Source organism: Cellulophaga sp. RHA_52, assembly GCF_007827205.1.
Lineage (GTDB): Bacteria > Bacteroidota > Bacteroidia > Flavobacteriales > Flavobacteriaceae > Cellulophaga > Cellulophaga lytica.
On sequence record NZ_VIRZ01000001.1, the window covers coordinates 1,073,940 to 1,090,167 of the forward strand.

Sequence of the window (16,228 nt, forward strand, 5' to 3'; positions counted from 1 at the left end):
AAATAGATATAAAATAATTTGACTTAAAAGTACTGTTTTACTTTTTGGGTGTAGTGTATTTTAGTCTAAAAAAGCTAAAATATAACCAAGTGTTAACTTAGCTCTGGAGGTGGCAATAGTAGGTTAAAATGTGGTTTAGAATAGGTTTTGCTATAATAAACTGGTGTAATACTAGATGTAAAAGGGTGTAAAAAAGTCCAATTAGTGGTTGAAGATATAATCTCTAAAGAGTTGCACTCTTCATCCTCACCAGAATTAAGTGTTATAGATATTTCTATGCTATCATCTAAATGCAAAAGCACGGTTGGAGTAATAATAAAACCAACGAGTAAAATTGCTAAAAATATGGATGAAAACTTTTTGAACATTATAAATTTTAGGAGGGCAAATGTATAAAACTGAAATTTAAATTAGGTTGTAATAAACGTAAAGTTATTTAATTTCTTTTATTTCTTCAGATGAAATCCAGCCCGTTTTACCGTCAGCTAATTTTATTTTATAATACTGTTTTAATTCGTCAAGTACAAAAACTTTAGTGCCCTCATGTAGTCTAAATACTTCTTTGCTTCTAGTATTTGGTTCCTCTAATACTAAAGATTCTTCATTAAAAACAATTGCAGGTCTATTTTTTTTAAAATCAGAATAATTTAAATATGCAGCTGTAATTGCTGTAATTGATAAAAGTAAAAAGGTGATGCTTGCTACAAACGAAATTCTTTTTTTAGTTGAGTAATTAAAAAACTTAAAAGCAATATAACTAATAACAAACAAAATTATTAGCACAACGCTTAAGTATGCCCATTGGTCAAAATTAAAATGACCAACTACTTTATTGTAAATAGATTTTAGTGTAGTAACCGGCAAAGGGTTAATAACATCTAAAGTCATATTTTTTGCATACGCTAAGTTATTTTTTATTTCGCTGTCATTTGGTTTTAGTAATAGTGCTTTTTCATAATAGTAAATACTAGGAGCAACCTTGTTAAGCTTGTAGTAAGAGTTTCCTAGGTTGTAGTAAAGCTCTGCAGAGTGCTTGCCGTTGTCAATTATTTGCAGATAATCTTTTATAGCAGCATCATACTTGCCATTATTATAAGCATCAGTAGCTTTTTTAAATAGGTCGTTGTTTTGAGAATATCCCAAAAACGAAACGCATAAAACAAGTATAAATAGTATTTTTTTCATGATTATAATTGTTTATCCATTTGTGAAATTACTTCACTTGCTTTATTGTAATCTTGTTGCATTTGCACATTAGAAAACGGACTATAACGTGCCATTTCACAGTTTTTTAAGAGTGATATAAATCCGTCTATAGTGCTTTGTTCTATGCCTTTCTGATTTAGTAAATCTGTAATTTTATCTTTACTAAAATCAGATGTTTCAATTTTAAGTTTTGCTTTTAAATAATTATGCAACGCTTTTTCTAGGGCAACATAAAATGCTTCTTTTTTACCCAGAGTTTTCTTGGCTGCAGATAAATATTTACGAGCCAGTTTATTTGCTTTTCTAACTTTGTTACCCACTACGTCAGATGCCATTGCTTCTCTTTTACGACCCAACAATATAGCTATAGGAATTAATAATATAGGCAGTAATAACCATAAATAATAAGCCGTAGACTTAAAAAAGTACGTATTAGAAATTGGCTTTAGGGTGGTTTGCGTTTTTATAAAATTAAATTGCTTGCCTTTAGTTTCTACAACTTGTTTAGTAGTTGCGTTGGCGTTTTTAGCCGCAGTATCTTCTGTGTTAGTTGGTCCTTCTACCACATTTATAACCAATTCTTCTGAGTTAAGCGTGTGGTATTTTTTAGTTTTAGGGTTAAAATAACTAAACGCAATACTAGGTATTGGGTATTTGCCTCTGTATTCTGGTACAATAGTGTAACTGTCACTAATTTTACCTTCCATACCGGTGTAAGAGGTAGTTACTTTTTCGTCGTGTTCAGGATCATAAACCTCTAATGAACCAGGTAAATTTAACGTAGGGATATCAAATAACTTTAAATTACCTTTTCCGTTAATTTCTACTTTAGCTTGCAGAGATTCTGAAGCATTTAAATGGGTTTTACTTGTGGTAACCAAGAAATTAAAATTTCCTACAGCACCTGTAAAACTTGCTGGTTTACCTTCTTCTGGCAAAGGTTTAACATTTATATACCTGTTACCAGCAGATACTCTTAAGTTGGCTTGTGCGTATATTGGTCCACCAAAAAAGTCCCTTCGTTGTGTAGGTACTTGCACACCAACGTCTAAAGAAAGTGGCTCTAAAGTAAGTTTGCCTGTTTTTTGTGGATACAGAACAACACGTTTTAAAATTACAGACCTGTATTCTTCTCCTTTATACGTATCATCTTTAGTTGTGTATCTTTTTACAGGAATATGTTGACTCCAAAAATTATTGTACTTAGGGTTGTCTACAGCTTGGAAACCAGACACCTCTATAGAAGGACTAACATACATTTTATAAACAACTGTAATAGCCTCGTTTAAATAAGGGTTTGGTTTGCTTATTTCTGCAACAAGATGTAAATTTTCTTGAGCTATGTCGTTAGCAGAGGGTGGAGCATTAGGGTTTACAACAGCATCTGTAACCGTTATAGTTTTTGCGTCAGATTTATATTCTTGATCATCTATAGTAATTTTTGCAGGATCTATAGTAATACTTCCTTTGGTAGTAGGCTGTAAAATGTAAGAGTATGATAATGAAAATTTACGCTTACCATTGTTCCAAGATCTACTTATAGATGTTGCTGGCCCCATTAATACAGTAAATCCGTTAAAATTAGGAGCAACAAAATTATCACCTTGTTTATTGGTGGTAAACTCTACCTTTAAACGCTCATTAAGCCCTAGTTTTTCTTTACTAAGTTTTACAGAAAACGTAACTTTATCTTCTTGTGCAACAGCACTACTGAGCGTAAAAAAAGTTAAAATATATAATATGTATAGTTTCGTTTTCATGTGTTTAATTACCAATCTTTTTCGTTCTTTACTTTAGCGCCTTTTACTTTTTGGGCATCCATTTTTTCTTGAACTTTTTTCTCCTCATTCTCCATAGCTTTTAATAGGTTTTTTACCTGTTGCTTAGAGAGCTGATTAGGCCTTGGTTGCTGTTGTTGGTCTTGAGGCTTTTTATCTCCTTTATCATTTGGCTTTTTTTGGTCTTTTTTATCGTCACCTTTGCCGTCCTTATCATCTTTATTTTCTTTGTCTCCTTCGTCCCCTTTATCCTTTTTGTCTTCGCCGTCTTTTTTATCTTTATCTTTTCCTTGGTCGTCTTTTTTATCGTCTCCGTCCCCTTCGTTCTTTTCTTTGTCTTCGTTTTTATCTTTTTGGTCTTCCTTATTGTCTTTTTTGTCGTCCTTGTTTTGGTCGTTTTTCTTTTGCTCGTCTTGTTGTTTTTTTAGTAGCTCTTTAGCCAAGGCAAAATTGTACCTGGTTTCTTCATCAGAAGGGTTATTTCTAAGAGCTTCTTTGTATGCTTCTACCGCTTTTTCATACTCTTTGTTTTTCATAAAAACATTACCCATATTGTGGTATGCCTTATGTTTATCTGCTTTGCTGCTAGCTAACTCACCAGCTTGCTTAAACCTGCCAAAAGCTTCACTATACGTTTCTTTATTGTAATAAGCACTCCCTAAATTATATGGAGCAACAGCATTTTCTGAACTTTTAGAAATTGCTTTACGGTAATTTGCTTCTGCTTGTGAAAAATTATTTTCAGATAGTTCTTTATTAGCCTCCCAAGTTAAATTTTTAGAGGTGTTTAATGCTTTTTCTTTTTCTTTAACGTCTGCATCATCTTGTGCATAAGTAAAGCATCCTATTAAAAAAACAATGTATACTAGCTTTTTCATTTATTCTACTTCTTTTTCGTTAAACAAATTAAGTTTTTGAAGCCATTTTGTTTTTCGGTCTAAAAGAAAAATATCTATAAATAAAAAGAACAATCCTGCACCAATAAACCATTGAAACTGGTCTTTGTACTCAGAAAATTGTTTGGCTTCAAACTCTGTTTTATCCATTTTATTTAATTCTTCTTTAATAATAGTTACAGCATCATTAGTATTTGTACCATCTATAAATTGGCCATTACCTTCATCTGCAATATCTTCTAAAACGCTTTTGTTAAGTTTTGTAATTACAACTTCTCCTTGTAAGTCTTTTTTAAGACTTTGTAAAACTCCATTACGCTTTATAGGTATTGGAGCTCCTTTTTCTGTGCCAACCCCAATGGTAAATATTTTTATACCTTGGTCTACTGCTTTTTCTACTGCACCTTCTGTAGATCCTTCAGAGTGGTCTTCTCCGTCAGAAATTATAAATAACACTCTGTTTGTTTGCTCATCATCGTCATAATACGTAGAAGCCAAATCTAACGCTTGGTTAATAGCTGTACCTTGAGATGATAGCATATTGGTGTTTAAACCTTGTAAAAACATTTTAGCCGCACCATAATCTGTAGTAATTGGTAATTGTGGGTAAGCTTGCCCTGCGTAAGCAATAATACCAATACGGTCACTACCAAGTTGCGCAATAATTTCTGAAACAATACGCTTTGCTTTAGCTAACCTGCTAGGAGCAATGTCTTCTGCAAGCATACTTTTAGATACATCTACAGCAAAAACAATATCTACACCTTCTCTTTTTACAGTTTCAAGTTTTGTGCCAATTTTAGGGTTTGCCAATCCAACTATTAAAAGTGTTAATCCTAAAATAAATACACAGAATTTTAAAATTGATTTAAAGGTAGATTTAGTAGGTGTTAAGCGTTTTAGTAAGTGTATATCTGCAAATTTCTTTTGCGCTCTTTTTTTCCAGATTAAAAGCAGCACAAAGATGACCACCATTACAGGAATGATGAACAGTAAATAGAAATATGTTTTTTCGTCTATTTGTATCATTTGTCTTTCTTAATCTTAGATAAAACTTCTAAATAAAGTGTTACGCATTACCCATTCTAGTAAAAGTAAAATACCAGCTAACAGTATTAATGGTCTAAACTTTTCTTCAAAATTGGTATATTTAATTTCTTCAATATCTGTTTTTTCTAGCTTATTAATTTCATTATAAATAGCGGAAAGCTTTTCATTGTCTGTAGCTCTAAAATATTGTCCGCCTGTTACAGTGGCAATTTCTTCCAGCAGTTTTTCATCAATTTCTACTTGCCTCATACCATACCTGTAAGTACGGTCTGGATTAAAAGCAATTGGAGTTAATGCGTTACCATTTGTACCCAAACCAATGGTGTATGTTTTAATTTTATATTCTACAGCTAAATCTGCTGCAGTTTTTGGCTCAATAAATCCAGAGTTGTTTACGCCATCTGTAAGTAATATTATGACTTTGCTTTTAGATTTACTGTCTTTTAAACGGTTAACAGCCGTTGCTAAACCCATACCAATTGCGGTGCCATCTTCTAATTGCCCGTGCGTTATTTGGCGTAATGATGATAGTACAATAGACTTGTCACTAGTAATAGGTGTTTTAGTATAACTTTCAGCAGCATAAGCAACTAAGCCAATACGGTCATTAGGTCTTTTTTTAATAAAATCTGCTGCAACTTTTTTAAGGGCAGTTAGCCTGTCTGGTTTTAAATCTCTGGCAAGCATACTAGAAGATACATCTATAGCCATAACAATATCTATTCCCTTAGTAGTTTTTGTTCTGGTAGAAACGTCTTTAGTTTGTGGGCGTGCTAAGGCGGTAATTATTGCAGCCATAGCTAACAAGCGTAAAACAAAAAGTATAGGTTTTAATTTAGATAAAATACTGGTATCTGTAAAACCTTGTGTACTTGATATTTTTAGTGCTGCAGTTTCTTCTTTATGTTTAAAAAAATACCATAGCACAGCCAATGGTAGCAATAATAGCAACCAAAAAAGCTGAGGATTTGCAAAAGTGATATTCTCTAACATTTATTCTTTTTTATCTTCTTTAACTTCAATTGAATTAAATATGCGATCTGCAATTTGTTGTGCATACTCGTCATCTGCCAAGTAGGTTATAAGTATTTGTTGCTGAAAACCTTTGCCCCCAAAACAAATTATTGCATACTCACCATTAACCAATTCTTTAGAATTTGGCATTTTAAACTTGCCAGAACCATATATTTTTAAGCCTTTAGTGTCAGATGAAAATGTATTAAACTCCTCTTGCTTTGTGGTTATATTTTTAGTCCCAGAAGCCTCAAACTCTGCCAATATTTTTTCTGCTACCTGATTAAAATCTGGTTCTGTTTGCGGATTAGCAAATGTTGCAGATGAAACACTAACAGCAAACAGTGTTTTGTTGCTTTTATAGGTGAACAATTGCAGTTCTTTAATATTTGCTTTAGCCTCTGGAGGCAAATTAACTTCTTGTCTAATTAAAACCTCTGGTGTTTCTATTTGTATTGGTGGGTAGCCATAAGAGCTTTGTATCCAATCGTTCTCTAATAATTCTTTTACAGGGTGGCCTAAAGCTGTGTCCTTTACTGTTTTAAAGCCGTATACTTTAATTAAGACCCCTAAACCAATTAATAAAGCACCTACAAAAGTGGCAATGGCAATAATCCATTTTTTCTTTTCTTTTTTACGCGCTAATTCTTCTAGGTATTCTTCATTTTTAAGCAATTCTTCCTCTGTAGGCTCTGGTAACGCCTCATGTGTTTTTTCTACAATCTGAGCTATTGCCACGCGGTCTTGTTCTGCAATAGAAGTTTCTGGTTTCTTTTTGGCAAATTTTACTAAATCTGCAGTTTGCAAAACACGTTTAAATTGTGATATAGTATCATTATCTAACTTTAATTGCCCTGCATCTTTTAAAAGTTCTAGCTTGGTAATAAGCTGGTCTGTAGTGCTTTCTAGGGCAGATATTTTTACATCTTCCTCTAAATAAGAACGTACAATAGTGGTAAGCTCAGAGTAATACTCCTTATACTCATCTTGTATAATGTATTTAGAATTTTCTAGTTTTTTAAGTTCTATAATTGCTCGGTCATATGGTGGTAATAGCGCTATTTTTTCTTCGTCAGTTAATGGTTTTTTACGTAAAATAAACCAGTAAATTAAACCTATAACCACTAGTAAACTAGCTACAATAATACTAACTAGCAACCAAGGGAATGAAGAAGATTTTTCTACCTCCATAAGTGGTTTAATGTCGTACATTTTTTGAGCAAAAGTATCTACTTTAACAGTACCAACATTAACCCTTAAAGAATCTGTAAAAAAAGCTTTACCATTAATTTCTATACGTTGTATAGGAATGGTATAAGCACCAGAATCAAACTGAGTAAGGGCATAAGAACGCTGTAATGTAATACGGTCTTTATACTTTGTGGTATCTATTTCTAAGGCCTCAACCATTTCTAAAGGAGAAAAGGTTTGGTCTTCAGGGAACAACACTTGTGCGGTAGAATCTGCATCTACAAAAATGGTATATTTAATTTGCTCACCAATTCTAATAGCAGTAGTATCTATATCTGCTGTTATTTTAGGTTGGTTTTGGGCATAACTAAAAAATGAACCAAAAACAAGGCACGCTAAGGCACACATTATTTTTAGTAATGTGTTACTTGTACTAATTATTTGCTTGCTACTAATTGTCATTATCCTCTTCGCTTAAAATAGCCTAATAGCTTTTTAACATAACTCTCGTCTACCCTACAGCTTAGTGTTCCGCAGCCCGATTTTGTAAATGTTTCTTTAAAGTAAGTTACTTTATCTTGGTAGTACTTACCATAAGCTAACCTTACTTTTTTAGATTGTGTGTTTATAAGTTTTATGGCACCAGTTTCTGCATCTTGCATTTGTACCATACCTATGTTTGGTATAGTTTCTTCTCTTTCATCAAAAATACGTATGCCTGTAACATCATGTTTTTTACCAGTAATGCGTAACGTTTGTAAATAATTATCAGTAATAAAATCAGACAGCACAAATACTATGGCTTTCTTTTTCATTACATTGGTTAAATACTTTAGGGCTTCAGATAAGTTTGTTTTAGTGCTTTTTGGTGTAAATTCTAACAGCTCTCTAATAATGCGCAATGCGTGACTTTTTCCTTTTTTTGGAGGAATAAAGAGCTCTACTTCATCAGAAAATAAAATTAAACCAACTTTGTCATTGTTTTGAAGTGCAGAAAAAGCAAGTGTAGCAGATATTTCTGTAATAATATCTTTCTTAAACTGATTGGTTGTACCAAAGTTTTCAGAGCCACTTACATCTACCATAAGCATCATTGTAAGTTCTCTTTCTTCCTCAAAAACTTTAATGTAAGGTTCGTTATAACGTGCGGTAACGTTCCAGTCTATAGCACGTACATCATCGCCAAATTGGTATTGGCGCACCTCACTAAACGTCATACCACGTCCTTTAAACGTAGAATGGTACTCTCCACCAAATATGTGGTTAGAGAGACGTCTAGTTTTTATCTCAATTTTTCGTACTTTTTTAAGTAATTCTTTAGTATCCATTTTTCAGTTTGCAGTGTACATTATTAGATTGTAGTTTTTGTTTGTATAAAAACAGAACCACGACATATAACTGACGACTGATTTAAGGCACTTCTACTTCGTTTACAATCTTGTTAATTATTTCTTCAGAAGTAATGTTTTCTGCTTCAGCCTCATAAGTTATTCCAATTCTATGTCTTAACACATCATGTACAATGGCTCTAACATCTTCAGGAATAACATACCCTCTACGTTTTATAAAAGCATAACATTTAGCTGCTGTAGCTAAGTTTATACTACCACGAGGAGATGCTCCAAAACTTATAAGTGGTTTTAAATTTTCTAGATTGTATTTTTCTGGGTAACGTGTGGCAAATATGATGTCTAAGATATATTTTTCAATCTTTTCATCCATATATACTTCCTTTACAGCTTTTTGTGCATTTAATATTTGCTGTACAGTAACCACAGGTTTAACCTCATCATAAGAACCTTTTAAGTTTTGACGCATAATTAACTGCTCCTCATTAATTTTAGGATAGTCAATTACTGTTTTTAACATAAAACGGTCTACTTGTGCCTCTGGCAGTGGGTACGTACCTTCTTGCTCAACAGGGTTTTGAGTAGCCATTACTAAAAAAGGTTTTTCTAAAACAAAAGTTTCATCACCAATAGTAACTTGTTTTTCTTGCATTGCTTCTAACAAAGCCGACTGAACTTTTGCAGGGGCTCTGTTAATCTCATCTGCCAAAACAAAGTTTGCAAATATTGGTCCTTTTTTAATAGAGAAATCGTTCTCTTTAATATTGTATATCATTGTACCTACAACATCTGCAGGCAATAAATCTGGTGTAAACTGTATTCTGCTAAAGTCACCGCGGACTGCTTTAGATAAAGTGTTAATTGCTAATGTTTTAGCTAGTCCTGGCACACCCTCTAATAATATGTGTCCTCGTCCTAGTAATCCAATTAGTAGGCGTTCTACCATATGCTTCTGACCCACAATTACTTTGTTCATCTCTAGCATTAGTAGATCTATAAAAGCACTTTCTTGAGCAATTTTCTCGTTAACCGCACTAATATCTACTGTAGTATTTTCTTCCATAAGCCATTAAAATTGTTCTGCAAAATATAAAAGTATTTAATAAGACGCAAAATCTTAATTTATTTACGGTTCTGCTGTTAATAATAGGTTAAATGTTGTATAACGCTACTATTATTATGAACTATTTAAGGAAAATATTTTTAATTTTCACATAGTGTTATGAAAACCAGATGGTAGCAGTTAAAAGAAGGATTTTTTGAATGTACTTAAAAAGTTGAAAAAAGTTTTTAAAACCGGACAAAAAATTAGTTCATTTTTTCTTTAGCTTCAAGAGTAATCGGTTTTATAAATATACTAGAAACTTCATCTGGAGATAAATTTAAGTCGTAAGTAGCTAGTTTTTTCTAAAAGCATCGCTCTTTTCAACCTTGTTATCTCCTAATTCATTTAGAATATAATAATAACTACTTTTATTTAAAACTTTTGATGTTGTAAGGTTAAATTTTTTATAATTAAAAAGGGCATAGGCTAGTAACGAGGAATGCCATTCTTTATATTCTATAGTTTGTTTAATTTCTTGCATAATTTTAGAATTGTCTTGTTGAGAAAAACAATTGTAAGAGTTTAAAAAGAAAAGTATAAGTATGAGGTTTTTTATAATTAAGTCGTTTGTTAAAACAAACAACTTAATGAAGTTAAGAAAAAAACTCTAGGATTTAAAAGGACGATAATAAAATACTTCTTGCTATAATTCATTTCTTATTGTTATTTGTTGGAGATTTTATTTTTTACTTTTACAACTATTATGAAGATAACGCAAAATTACTCGAGAATTATAGCTGGTACAATGACCTGGGGAAGCTGGGGGAAAAACTTATCTACAGCAGAAATAGATAAGCTAATACACCATTGTTTAAATGTTGGTATAACAACTTTTGACCACGCAGATATTTACGGTGGCTATACAAATGAGGCTATGTTTGGTGCTGCATTTGCAAACAGCGGAGTTTCTAGAGAAAATTTACAGCTTATTACCAAATGTGGTATACAATATGTTTGTGATGCTAGAGAGGCTAAAATTGGACATTACCAATACAACAAGGAATATATTATTGAGTCGGTTCATCAATCTTTAAAAAATTTAAAAACAGATTATATAGATTTTTTATTGCTTCATAGGCCAAGTCCATTAATGCATCCTTTAGAAATATCAGAGGCTATTTATCAGCTTAAAAGCCAGGGCAAAATAATAGATTTTGGAGTCTCTAATTTTACACCTTCGCAAATACAAATGATTGAGACTGTGGTTCCTGTTGCTGGTAATCAGGTAGAGTTTTCATTAACCCAAAACACTGTTATGTATGACGGTACTTTAGATGACTGTATTACAAATAAAAGAATGGCAATGGCTTGGAGTTCTTTAGGGTCTTATTTTAAGGAGACAAATGAGCAAACTAAACGTATTAAGGATAGTTTAAACCAACTTACTAAAAAATACAATGCAACCGAAGATCAGTTGTTGTTGGCTTGGGTTTTAAAACACCCTGCTAACGTGCATCCTGTGGTTGGTACTGCTACTCCAGAACGTATAGCGGCATCTGTTAACGCTTTAGATATTAAGTTAGAATTAGAAGATTGGTTTGTGTTGTTAAAAGCTAGTCAGGGGCATCCTGTTCCTTAAAAAATTATACAAAAAATGAATAAAAATAAAATTGCATTAATTACTGGCGCTACAAGTGGTATTGGTATGGCAACGGCCAAATTATTTGCTCAAAATAATATAAACTTAGTGCTATGCGGACGCAGACAAGAGCGTTTAGATACGCTTAAAAGGGAGTTAGAGAAAGAGGTTGCTGTGCACACTTTAACTTTTGATGTACGCAACAAAACAACTGTTTTTGAACAAATTAATAGTCTGCCGCCAGAGTTTTTAGATATAGATATTTTAATAAATAATGCAGGTAATGCTCACGGTTTAGAGCCTATACAAGATGGAAGTTTAGAGGACTGGGACGCAATGCTAGATATTAATGTTAAAGGGTTGTTATATGTTTCTAAAGCTGTAATTCCTAATATGATAGCTAAAAAGTCTGGGCACATTATAAATATTGGTTCTACAGCTGGTAAAGAGGTATACCCAAAAGGCAACGTGTATTGTGCTAGTAAGCACGCTGTAGATGCCATAAATCAAGGAATGCGTATAGATTTAAATCCGTATAATATTAAAATTGGTGCTGTAAATCCAGGAATGGTAGAAACCGAATTTAGTGAAGTAAGGTTTAAGGGAAATACAGAAAAAGCGGCAAAAGTTTACCAAGGCTTTAAACCATTACAACCCGAAGATATTGCAGATATAATACATTTTGTTGTAACCAGGCCATACCATGTAAATATTGCAGATTTGGTGGTAATGAGTACAGCACAAGCAAGTAGTACAATTGTAAATAAAAACTGATTTTTTTGTAACGCAGCACTTTTAAAATGATTAATAAGCGACTTTTAGTTAAAAACCTTCTGGCTCATAATGACGAGAATAGTTTTTATGACAAAAAGCGCTTTATAGATATTGGTCAAAAAGAAGGCAAAGCAAAATTTTTAAAGCACGTATGCGCTTTAGCAAATAGTAATCCTCACAACAATTCATTTATTGTAATTGGCGTAGAAGATGAAGATAACACAATAGTTGGTGTAGATTTTTTTGATGATAGTAAAATACAAAATTTAGTAAATGCTTATTTAGATAATCCTCCTTTAATTTCTTATGAAAACATACCGTTTCCTCAGCTTCCAGAAGGTAAAGTGGTGGGTTTAGTAACCATAAAATCTAATGGTAAAGTATGTGCACTGCGTAAAAATATTTGGAAATATTACGGTGGCTCTGTATTTTTTAGAGAGGGTAGTATAAGCTTGCCAAAAGCATATAATGTAGAACTAAAAGATATTAATTCTGCAGCAGTTGCAACTATAGAGAAACACGCCAAAAATAACATAGAACTTACTTTAGATGGTGTTATAGACTTTATAAGCAACCGTCATAAAGACCTAACAAGTAATTATAAAGTTTTTAAAGAACAGTTTGTGGTTTGTTGGGCCGGAAATCAAAAAAAAATAAAAGACCAAACATTCTATTCCAGGGTAGATATAGAATTAATTAACGAGCAAGTAAAACTGTTTTATTCTAATTTAGATGAAATAACAATAGCCTTTAATGACGATTCTTTTACCACTACAGAGTATGTGCAATTGGGTTTGGGTAAGCAACAAAAGTATTATCCGTTTGAAAAAGTAATTTTAAATTTTAATGATAACGGAAAGTATTTTATACAAAGTACTTTAATATTTAATCCGCCACAATACAATAAAAAATCATTGCATCATATTTTTAATGCAACCAATACTTTAGTAGATAAGTTAGAAAAGCAACAACAGCTAACAAAACAAGAAGAAGCAGATTTGCAACAGCTGCCAGACATTTATTTAATTTGTTTTTTAAATGATTTTCCTGATGCATTTTTACAAATGGAAAGAGCAAAACCATTAATAAAAAAACACAATAAAAATGTGTATATGTCTTTAAAAGAGGCTTTTAGAATTTTAAGAAAAGTAAAGTATAATTAAACCTGCCTAGTTAAGAACATAAATTTAATAGCTTTTTAAAGTTTTTTAGTTTGATGATAGCCTTAAAAACACTATCTTTTTTCAGTAAAATTAAAACACTACCACAATGGGAATATTTGATGAAATTAAAAAGAAATTAAGTCACGAATTTATAGATATAATAGAATGGTTAGATAATACTGACGATACTATTGTACACCGTTTTGAGCGTTACCAAAACGAAATTAAAAATAACGCAAAACTAATTGTTAGAGAAGGGCAAGTTGCAGTATTTGTAAACGAAGGGCAACTAGCAGATGTTTTTAATCCAGGGACATATACTTTAAACACTCAAAACTTACCAATTTTAACCACTTTAAAAGGTTGGAAATATGGTTTTAATAGTCCGTTTAAAGCAGAGGTTTATTTTGTAAACACACGCTTATTTACAGATGAAAAATGGGGTACTAAAAACCCAATTATGCTTAGTGACGCACGCTTTGGGTTAACAGAAATTAGAGCATTTGGTACGTATAGTTTTAGAATAGAAGATGCAGGTAAATTTGTAGTAGATGTTGTAGGTACAGATGGTAATTTTACAAACTATGAAGTTAATGAACACCTAAAAAGCTTAATAGTTACACGTTTTACAGATACTGTTGGTGAGGCTAATTTGCCAATAGAACTATATGCAGCTAATACAACAGAATTGTCTGACACTTGCCAAGAGGTAATGAAGCCAGAGTTTAGTCGTATTGGTATAGAATTAGAGAAATTCTACATAGAAAATGTGTCTATGCCAGAAGAGCTTAAAAAAGAAATTTTTGAGTACAGTAGGTTAGATAAGTTAGATTTAAATAAATTAACCCAATTTAAAACAGCAAAAGCAATTGAAGCAGCTGCCAAAAATGATGGTGGTACAGCAGGTGCTGGTATGGGAATGGGAATGGGCTTTGTTATGGCGCAACAAATGGGCGGAATGATGAATCCGCAAATGATGCAACAACAGCCAGCAGTACAGCCACAAGGGGCAGCCGTGCCTCCGCCAGTGCCAACACAAGTACAGTATTTTTATGCTGCAAATGGTCAACAAATGGGTCCTGTTACTTTTGATAAGCTAAAAGAGCTTTTTGCAAACAGAACTGTTAATAAAGATTCATTAGTTTGGAAACAAGGAATGGCAAATTGGTCTGCTTTGCAAAACGTAGAAGAATTAAAAGTGTTTTTAGGCGGTAACACACCACCACCTTTACCAACAGTATAATACTCTAATCCTCATCAACCTAAAAAAAGTTTTACCCTTTAGTTAGTGGTAATTTTTATGGAAGAATTAAAACAATCTGAACAAAAGAAATCTTGTGCCAATTGTGGTGCAGAGTTAAAATACAAACCCGGCTCACAGCAATTAAGCTGTGGGTATTGCGGGTATGAAGAGTTTATAGAACAAGCTAAAAGTAGTTTTGAAGAGCTAGAACTAGAGCATTACTTAAAAGCTGTTGGAGACAATGCTTATACAGAAACTATAGAGTTGTTGCATTGCAAAAACTGTGGAGCAAATCAGCATATAGAAGAAAACTACAAGTCCTTACACTGTGTGTATTGTAGTGAGCCCTTAATTACAGAAGACATAGAAAAGGAAGGTTGGATTTTGCCAAGTGCTGTAGTGCCTTTTCAAATAGATACAAAAAAAGCAAGAAGCATTTTTAAAAACTGGGTTAATGGTATTTGGTTTGCGCCTAATAAGCTAAAAAAAGCGGCACTAGATCCAGAAGGTATTCGTGGGTTGTATATGCCACATTGGACTTTTGATGCTAATATGACTGCAGATTATATAGGCAAAAGAGGAGAGTATTATTATGTTACCAAAACATATAAAACCAAAAACGGAACAAGCACAAGGCAAGAGCGTAGAACAAGATGGTACCCAGCATCTGGTACTGTTAATGGCTTTGTAGATGATATTTTAATTAATGCGTCAGAAAAAAAACAGAGAGAAGTACCATCAAAAGTTGCTTTTTGGAATCTGAAAGAATTAAAACCGTACAACTCTAGTTTTTTAGCAGGTTTTGTAACAGAAAAGTATACCATTTCTTTAAAAGAAGGGCATCATCAATCTTTTGCTAAGGCCAAACAAATTGCACACAATTGGATACGAAGTGATATTGGTGGAGATACACAGCAAATATCTTCAACAGATATCAAACTAAAAGATGAAACTTTTAAACATATTTTATTGCCAATTTATATTAGTGCATACAATTACAATGGTAAAGAGTATAGGTTTTATGTAAACGGACAAACAGGAAAAATAAGTGGTACCAGACCATATTCATTCTGGAAAATATTCTTTTTAATACTTTTTATAGTGCTAGTAATTGCATTATTTATATTATTTGCTCAATGAGAAAATTAGTAATAGGAGACATACACTCGGGCTTAAAAGCATTAGAACAGTTGTTGCAAAAAGCAGCTGTAACTACAAACGATCATCTTATCTTTTTAGGTGATTATGTAGATGGGTGGAGTGATGCCGTAGAAACAATTAATTATTTAATAGCGTTAAATAAAACGCATAACTGTACTTTTATTAGAGGTAATCATGATGAGCTTTGTCTTAATTGGTTAAAAACAGATGAGCATAATGATACTTGGGTTTTACACGGAGGGCAAGCTACACAAACCTCTTACTTGGGTATTGATAATGCTACAAAAAAAGAACATATAGCTTTTTTAGAAAATCTAGAAAACTATTATTTAGATGAAGAAAACAGGCTTTTTTTACATGCAGGTTTTACCAATTTAAAGGGTGTAGATTTTGAGTATTTTGAAAAAACTTTTTATTGGGATAGAACATTGTGGGAGCTTGCCTTGGCAGTAGATCGTGCCTTAGCAAAGGAAGATAAAAAATACCCGCCCCGCTTATTAAAATATAACGAAATATATATAGGGCACACACCTGTTACACGGATAGGAAAAACAGTGCCGCAAAATGCTGCAAATGTTTATAATATAGATACAGGTGCTGCTTTTAAAGGACCTTTATCTATGTTAAATGTAGATACAAAAGAGGTGTGGCAAAGCGACCCTGTTACAACTTTTTATCCTACAGAAAAAGGAAGGAATTAAAAATTATTGTCGACCTTT

The 16,228-nt window shown here is 32.6% G+C and carries 16 protein-coding genes; 6 read left to right on the forward strand and 10 right to left on the reverse strand.

Annotation, left to right across the window (positions count from 1 at the left end; translation table 11 throughout):
- Nucleotides 1-92: 92 nt before the first annotated feature.
- The 10 genes from JM80_RS04665 to JM80_RS04710 form a co-directional block, all read right to left on the reverse strand.
- A complete protein-coding gene (locus tag JM80_RS04665) occupies nt 93-368 on the reverse strand; it encodes a hypothetical protein (RefSeq protein WP_013620723.1) in 276 nt (91 codons plus the stop codon).
- Between the two features lie 64 nt (nt 369-432).
- Nucleotides 433-1,185, reverse strand: a complete 753-nt coding sequence (locus JM80_RS04670; RefSeq protein WP_013620722.1) for a tetratricopeptide repeat protein — start codon at nt 1,183-1,185, stop codon at nt 433-435.
- A 2-nt stretch (nt 1,186-1,187) separates the two neighbouring features.
- Nucleotides 1,188-2,966: a BatD family protein gene (locus tag JM80_RS04675; protein ID WP_144709349.1), complete on the reverse strand. Its 1,779-nt coding sequence runs from the start codon at nt 2,964-2,966 to the stop codon at nt 1,188-1,190.
- 8 nt (nt 2,967-2,974) lie between these two features.
- Complete coding sequence (locus tag JM80_RS04680) at nt 2,975-3,862, reverse strand: tetratricopeptide repeat protein (RefSeq protein ID WP_013620720.1); 888 nt, start codon at nt 3,860-3,862, stop codon at nt 2,975-2,977.
- Nucleotides 3,863-4,909 carry a VWA domain-containing protein gene (locus JM80_RS04685; RefSeq protein WP_038505299.1) on the reverse strand — a complete coding sequence of 349 codons (1,047 nt, stop codon included), beginning with the start codon at nt 4,907-4,909 and terminating at the stop codon, nt 3,863-3,865.
- A gap of 15 nt (nt 4,910-4,924) precedes the next feature.
- Nucleotides 4,925-5,923, reverse strand: a complete 999-nt coding sequence (locus JM80_RS04690) for a VWA domain-containing protein (RefSeq protein WP_038505298.1) — start codon at nt 5,921-5,923, stop codon at nt 4,925-4,927.
- Nucleotides 5,924-7,597 carry a hypothetical protein gene (locus JM80_RS04695; RefSeq protein WP_144709350.1) on the reverse strand — a complete coding sequence of 558 codons (1,674 nt, stop codon included), beginning with the start codon at nt 7,595-7,597 and terminating at the stop codon, nt 5,924-5,926. It abuts the gene before it with no gap.
- Nucleotides 7,597-8,463 carry a DUF58 domain-containing protein gene (locus JM80_RS04700; protein WP_034645684.1) on the reverse strand — a complete coding sequence of 289 codons (867 nt, stop codon included), beginning with the start codon at nt 8,461-8,463 and terminating at the stop codon, nt 7,597-7,599. The genes JM80_RS04695 and JM80_RS04700 overlap by 1 nt, the downstream gene beginning before the upstream one ends.
- A gap of 82 nt (nt 8,464-8,545) precedes the next feature.
- Nucleotides 8,546-9,547 carry a MoxR family ATPase gene (locus JM80_RS04705; protein WP_013620715.1) on the reverse strand — a complete coding sequence of 334 codons (1,002 nt, stop codon included), beginning with the start codon at nt 9,545-9,547 and terminating at the stop codon, nt 8,546-8,548.
- Between the two features lie 334 nt (nt 9,548-9,881).
- Entirely contained in the window at nt 9,882-10,070 is a 189-nt protein-coding gene (locus JM80_RS04710; protein ID WP_144709351.1) for a hypothetical protein, read from the reverse strand.
- Between the two features lie 222 nt (nt 10,071-10,292).
- Here JM80_RS04710 and JM80_RS04715 point away from each other — a divergent pair, with 222 nt between their 5' ends.
- The 6 genes from JM80_RS04715 to JM80_RS04740 all read left to right on the forward strand — a co-directional run bounded on the left by JM80_RS04715 (nt 10,293) and on the right by JM80_RS04740 (nt 16,210).
- Nucleotides 10,293-11,168, forward strand: coding sequence for an aldo/keto reductase family oxidoreductase (locus JM80_RS04715; RefSeq protein ID WP_013620713.1), 876 nt, complete (start codon nt 10,293-10,295; stop codon nt 11,166-11,168).
- A gap of 15 nt (nt 11,169-11,183) precedes the next feature.
- Nucleotides 11,184-11,942 carry an SDR family NAD(P)-dependent oxidoreductase gene (locus tag JM80_RS04720; RefSeq protein WP_038505291.1) on the forward strand — a complete coding sequence of 253 codons (759 nt, stop codon included), beginning with the start codon at nt 11,184-11,186 and terminating at the stop codon, nt 11,940-11,942.
- Between the two features lie 26 nt (nt 11,943-11,968).
- On the forward strand, nt 11,969-13,105 hold the full coding sequence (locus JM80_RS04725) for an ATP-binding protein (protein WP_144709352.1): 1,137 nt from the start codon (nt 11,969-11,971) through the stop codon (nt 13,103-13,105).
- A 106-nt stretch (nt 13,106-13,211) separates the two neighbouring features.
- On the forward strand, nt 13,212-14,348 hold the full coding sequence (locus tag JM80_RS04730; RefSeq protein WP_144709353.1) for an SPFH domain-containing protein: 1,137 nt from the start codon (nt 13,212-13,214) through the stop codon (nt 14,346-14,348).
- Nucleotides 14,349-14,405: 57 nt separating this feature from the next.
- Nucleotides 14,406-15,488, forward strand: a complete 1,083-nt coding sequence (locus JM80_RS04735) for a hypothetical protein (RefSeq protein WP_013620709.1) — start codon at nt 14,406-14,408, stop codon at nt 15,486-15,488.
- Nucleotides 15,485-16,210 (forward strand): metallophosphoesterase family protein, encoded by a 726-nt coding sequence (locus JM80_RS04740; RefSeq protein ID WP_013620708.1) that lies wholly within the window; start codon nt 15,485-15,487, stop codon nt 16,208-16,210. Before JM80_RS04735 ends, JM80_RS04740 begins: the two co-directional genes overlap by 4 nt.
- Nucleotides 16,211-16,228 lie beyond the last annotated feature (18 nt).

Bases quoted from the DNA above. Each gene is read 5' to 3' on its own strand.
- JM80_RS04680 (WP_013620720.1), bottom strand. From the start codon at position 3,862: ATGAAAAAGCTAGTATACATTGTTTTTTTAATAGGATGCTTTACTTAT.
- JM80_RS04700 (WP_034645684.1), bottom strand. From the start codon at position 8,463: ATGGATACTAAAGAATTACTTAAAAAAGTACGAAAAATTGAGATAAAA.
- JM80_RS04730 (WP_144709353.1), top strand. From the start codon at position 13,212: ATGGGAATATTTGATGAAATTAAAAAGAAATTAAGTCACGAATTTATA.
- JM80_RS04690 (WP_038505298.1), bottom strand. From the start codon at position 5,923: ATGTTAGAGAATATCACTTTTGCAAATCCTCAGCTTTTTTGGTTGCTA.
- JM80_RS04740 (WP_013620708.1), top strand. From the start codon at position 15,485: ATGAGAAAATTAGTAATAGGAGACATACACTCGGGCTTAAAAGCATTA.
- JM80_RS04735 (WP_013620709.1), top strand. From the start codon at position 14,406: ATGGAAGAATTAAAACAATCTGAACAAAAGAAATCTTGTGCCAATTGT.
- JM80_RS04715 (WP_013620713.1), top strand. From the start codon at position 10,293: ATGAAGATAACGCAAAATTACTCGAGAATTATAGCTGGTACAATGACC.
- JM80_RS04685 (WP_038505299.1), bottom strand. From the start codon at position 4,909: ATGATACAAATAGACGAAAAAACATATTTCTATTTACTGTTCATCATT.
- JM80_RS04675 (WP_144709349.1), bottom strand. From the start codon at position 2,966: ATGAAAACGAAACTATACATATTATATATTTTAACTTTTTTTACGCTC.
- JM80_RS04705 (WP_013620715.1), bottom strand. From the start codon at position 9,547: ATGGAAGAAAATACTACAGTAGATATTAGTGCGGTTAACGAGAAAATT.
- JM80_RS04695 (WP_144709350.1), bottom strand. From the start codon at position 7,597: ATGACAATTAGTAGCAAGCAAATAATTAGTACAAGTAACACATTACTA.
- JM80_RS04720 (WP_038505291.1), top strand. From the start codon at position 11,184: ATGAATAAAAATAAAATTGCATTAATTACTGGCGCTACAAGTGGTATT.
- JM80_RS04710 (WP_144709351.1), bottom strand. From the start codon at position 10,070: ATGCAAGAAATTAAACAAACTATAGAATATAAAGAATGGCATTCCTCG.
- JM80_RS04665 (WP_013620723.1), bottom strand. From the start codon at position 368: ATGTTCAAAAAGTTTTCATCCATATTTTTAGCAATTTTACTCGTTGGT.
- JM80_RS04670 (WP_013620722.1), bottom strand. From the start codon at position 1,185: ATGAAAAAAATACTATTTATACTTGTTTTATGCGTTTCGTTTTTGGGA.
- JM80_RS04725 (WP_144709352.1), top strand. From the start codon at position 11,969: ATGATTAATAAGCGACTTTTAGTTAAAAACCTTCTGGCTCATAATGAC.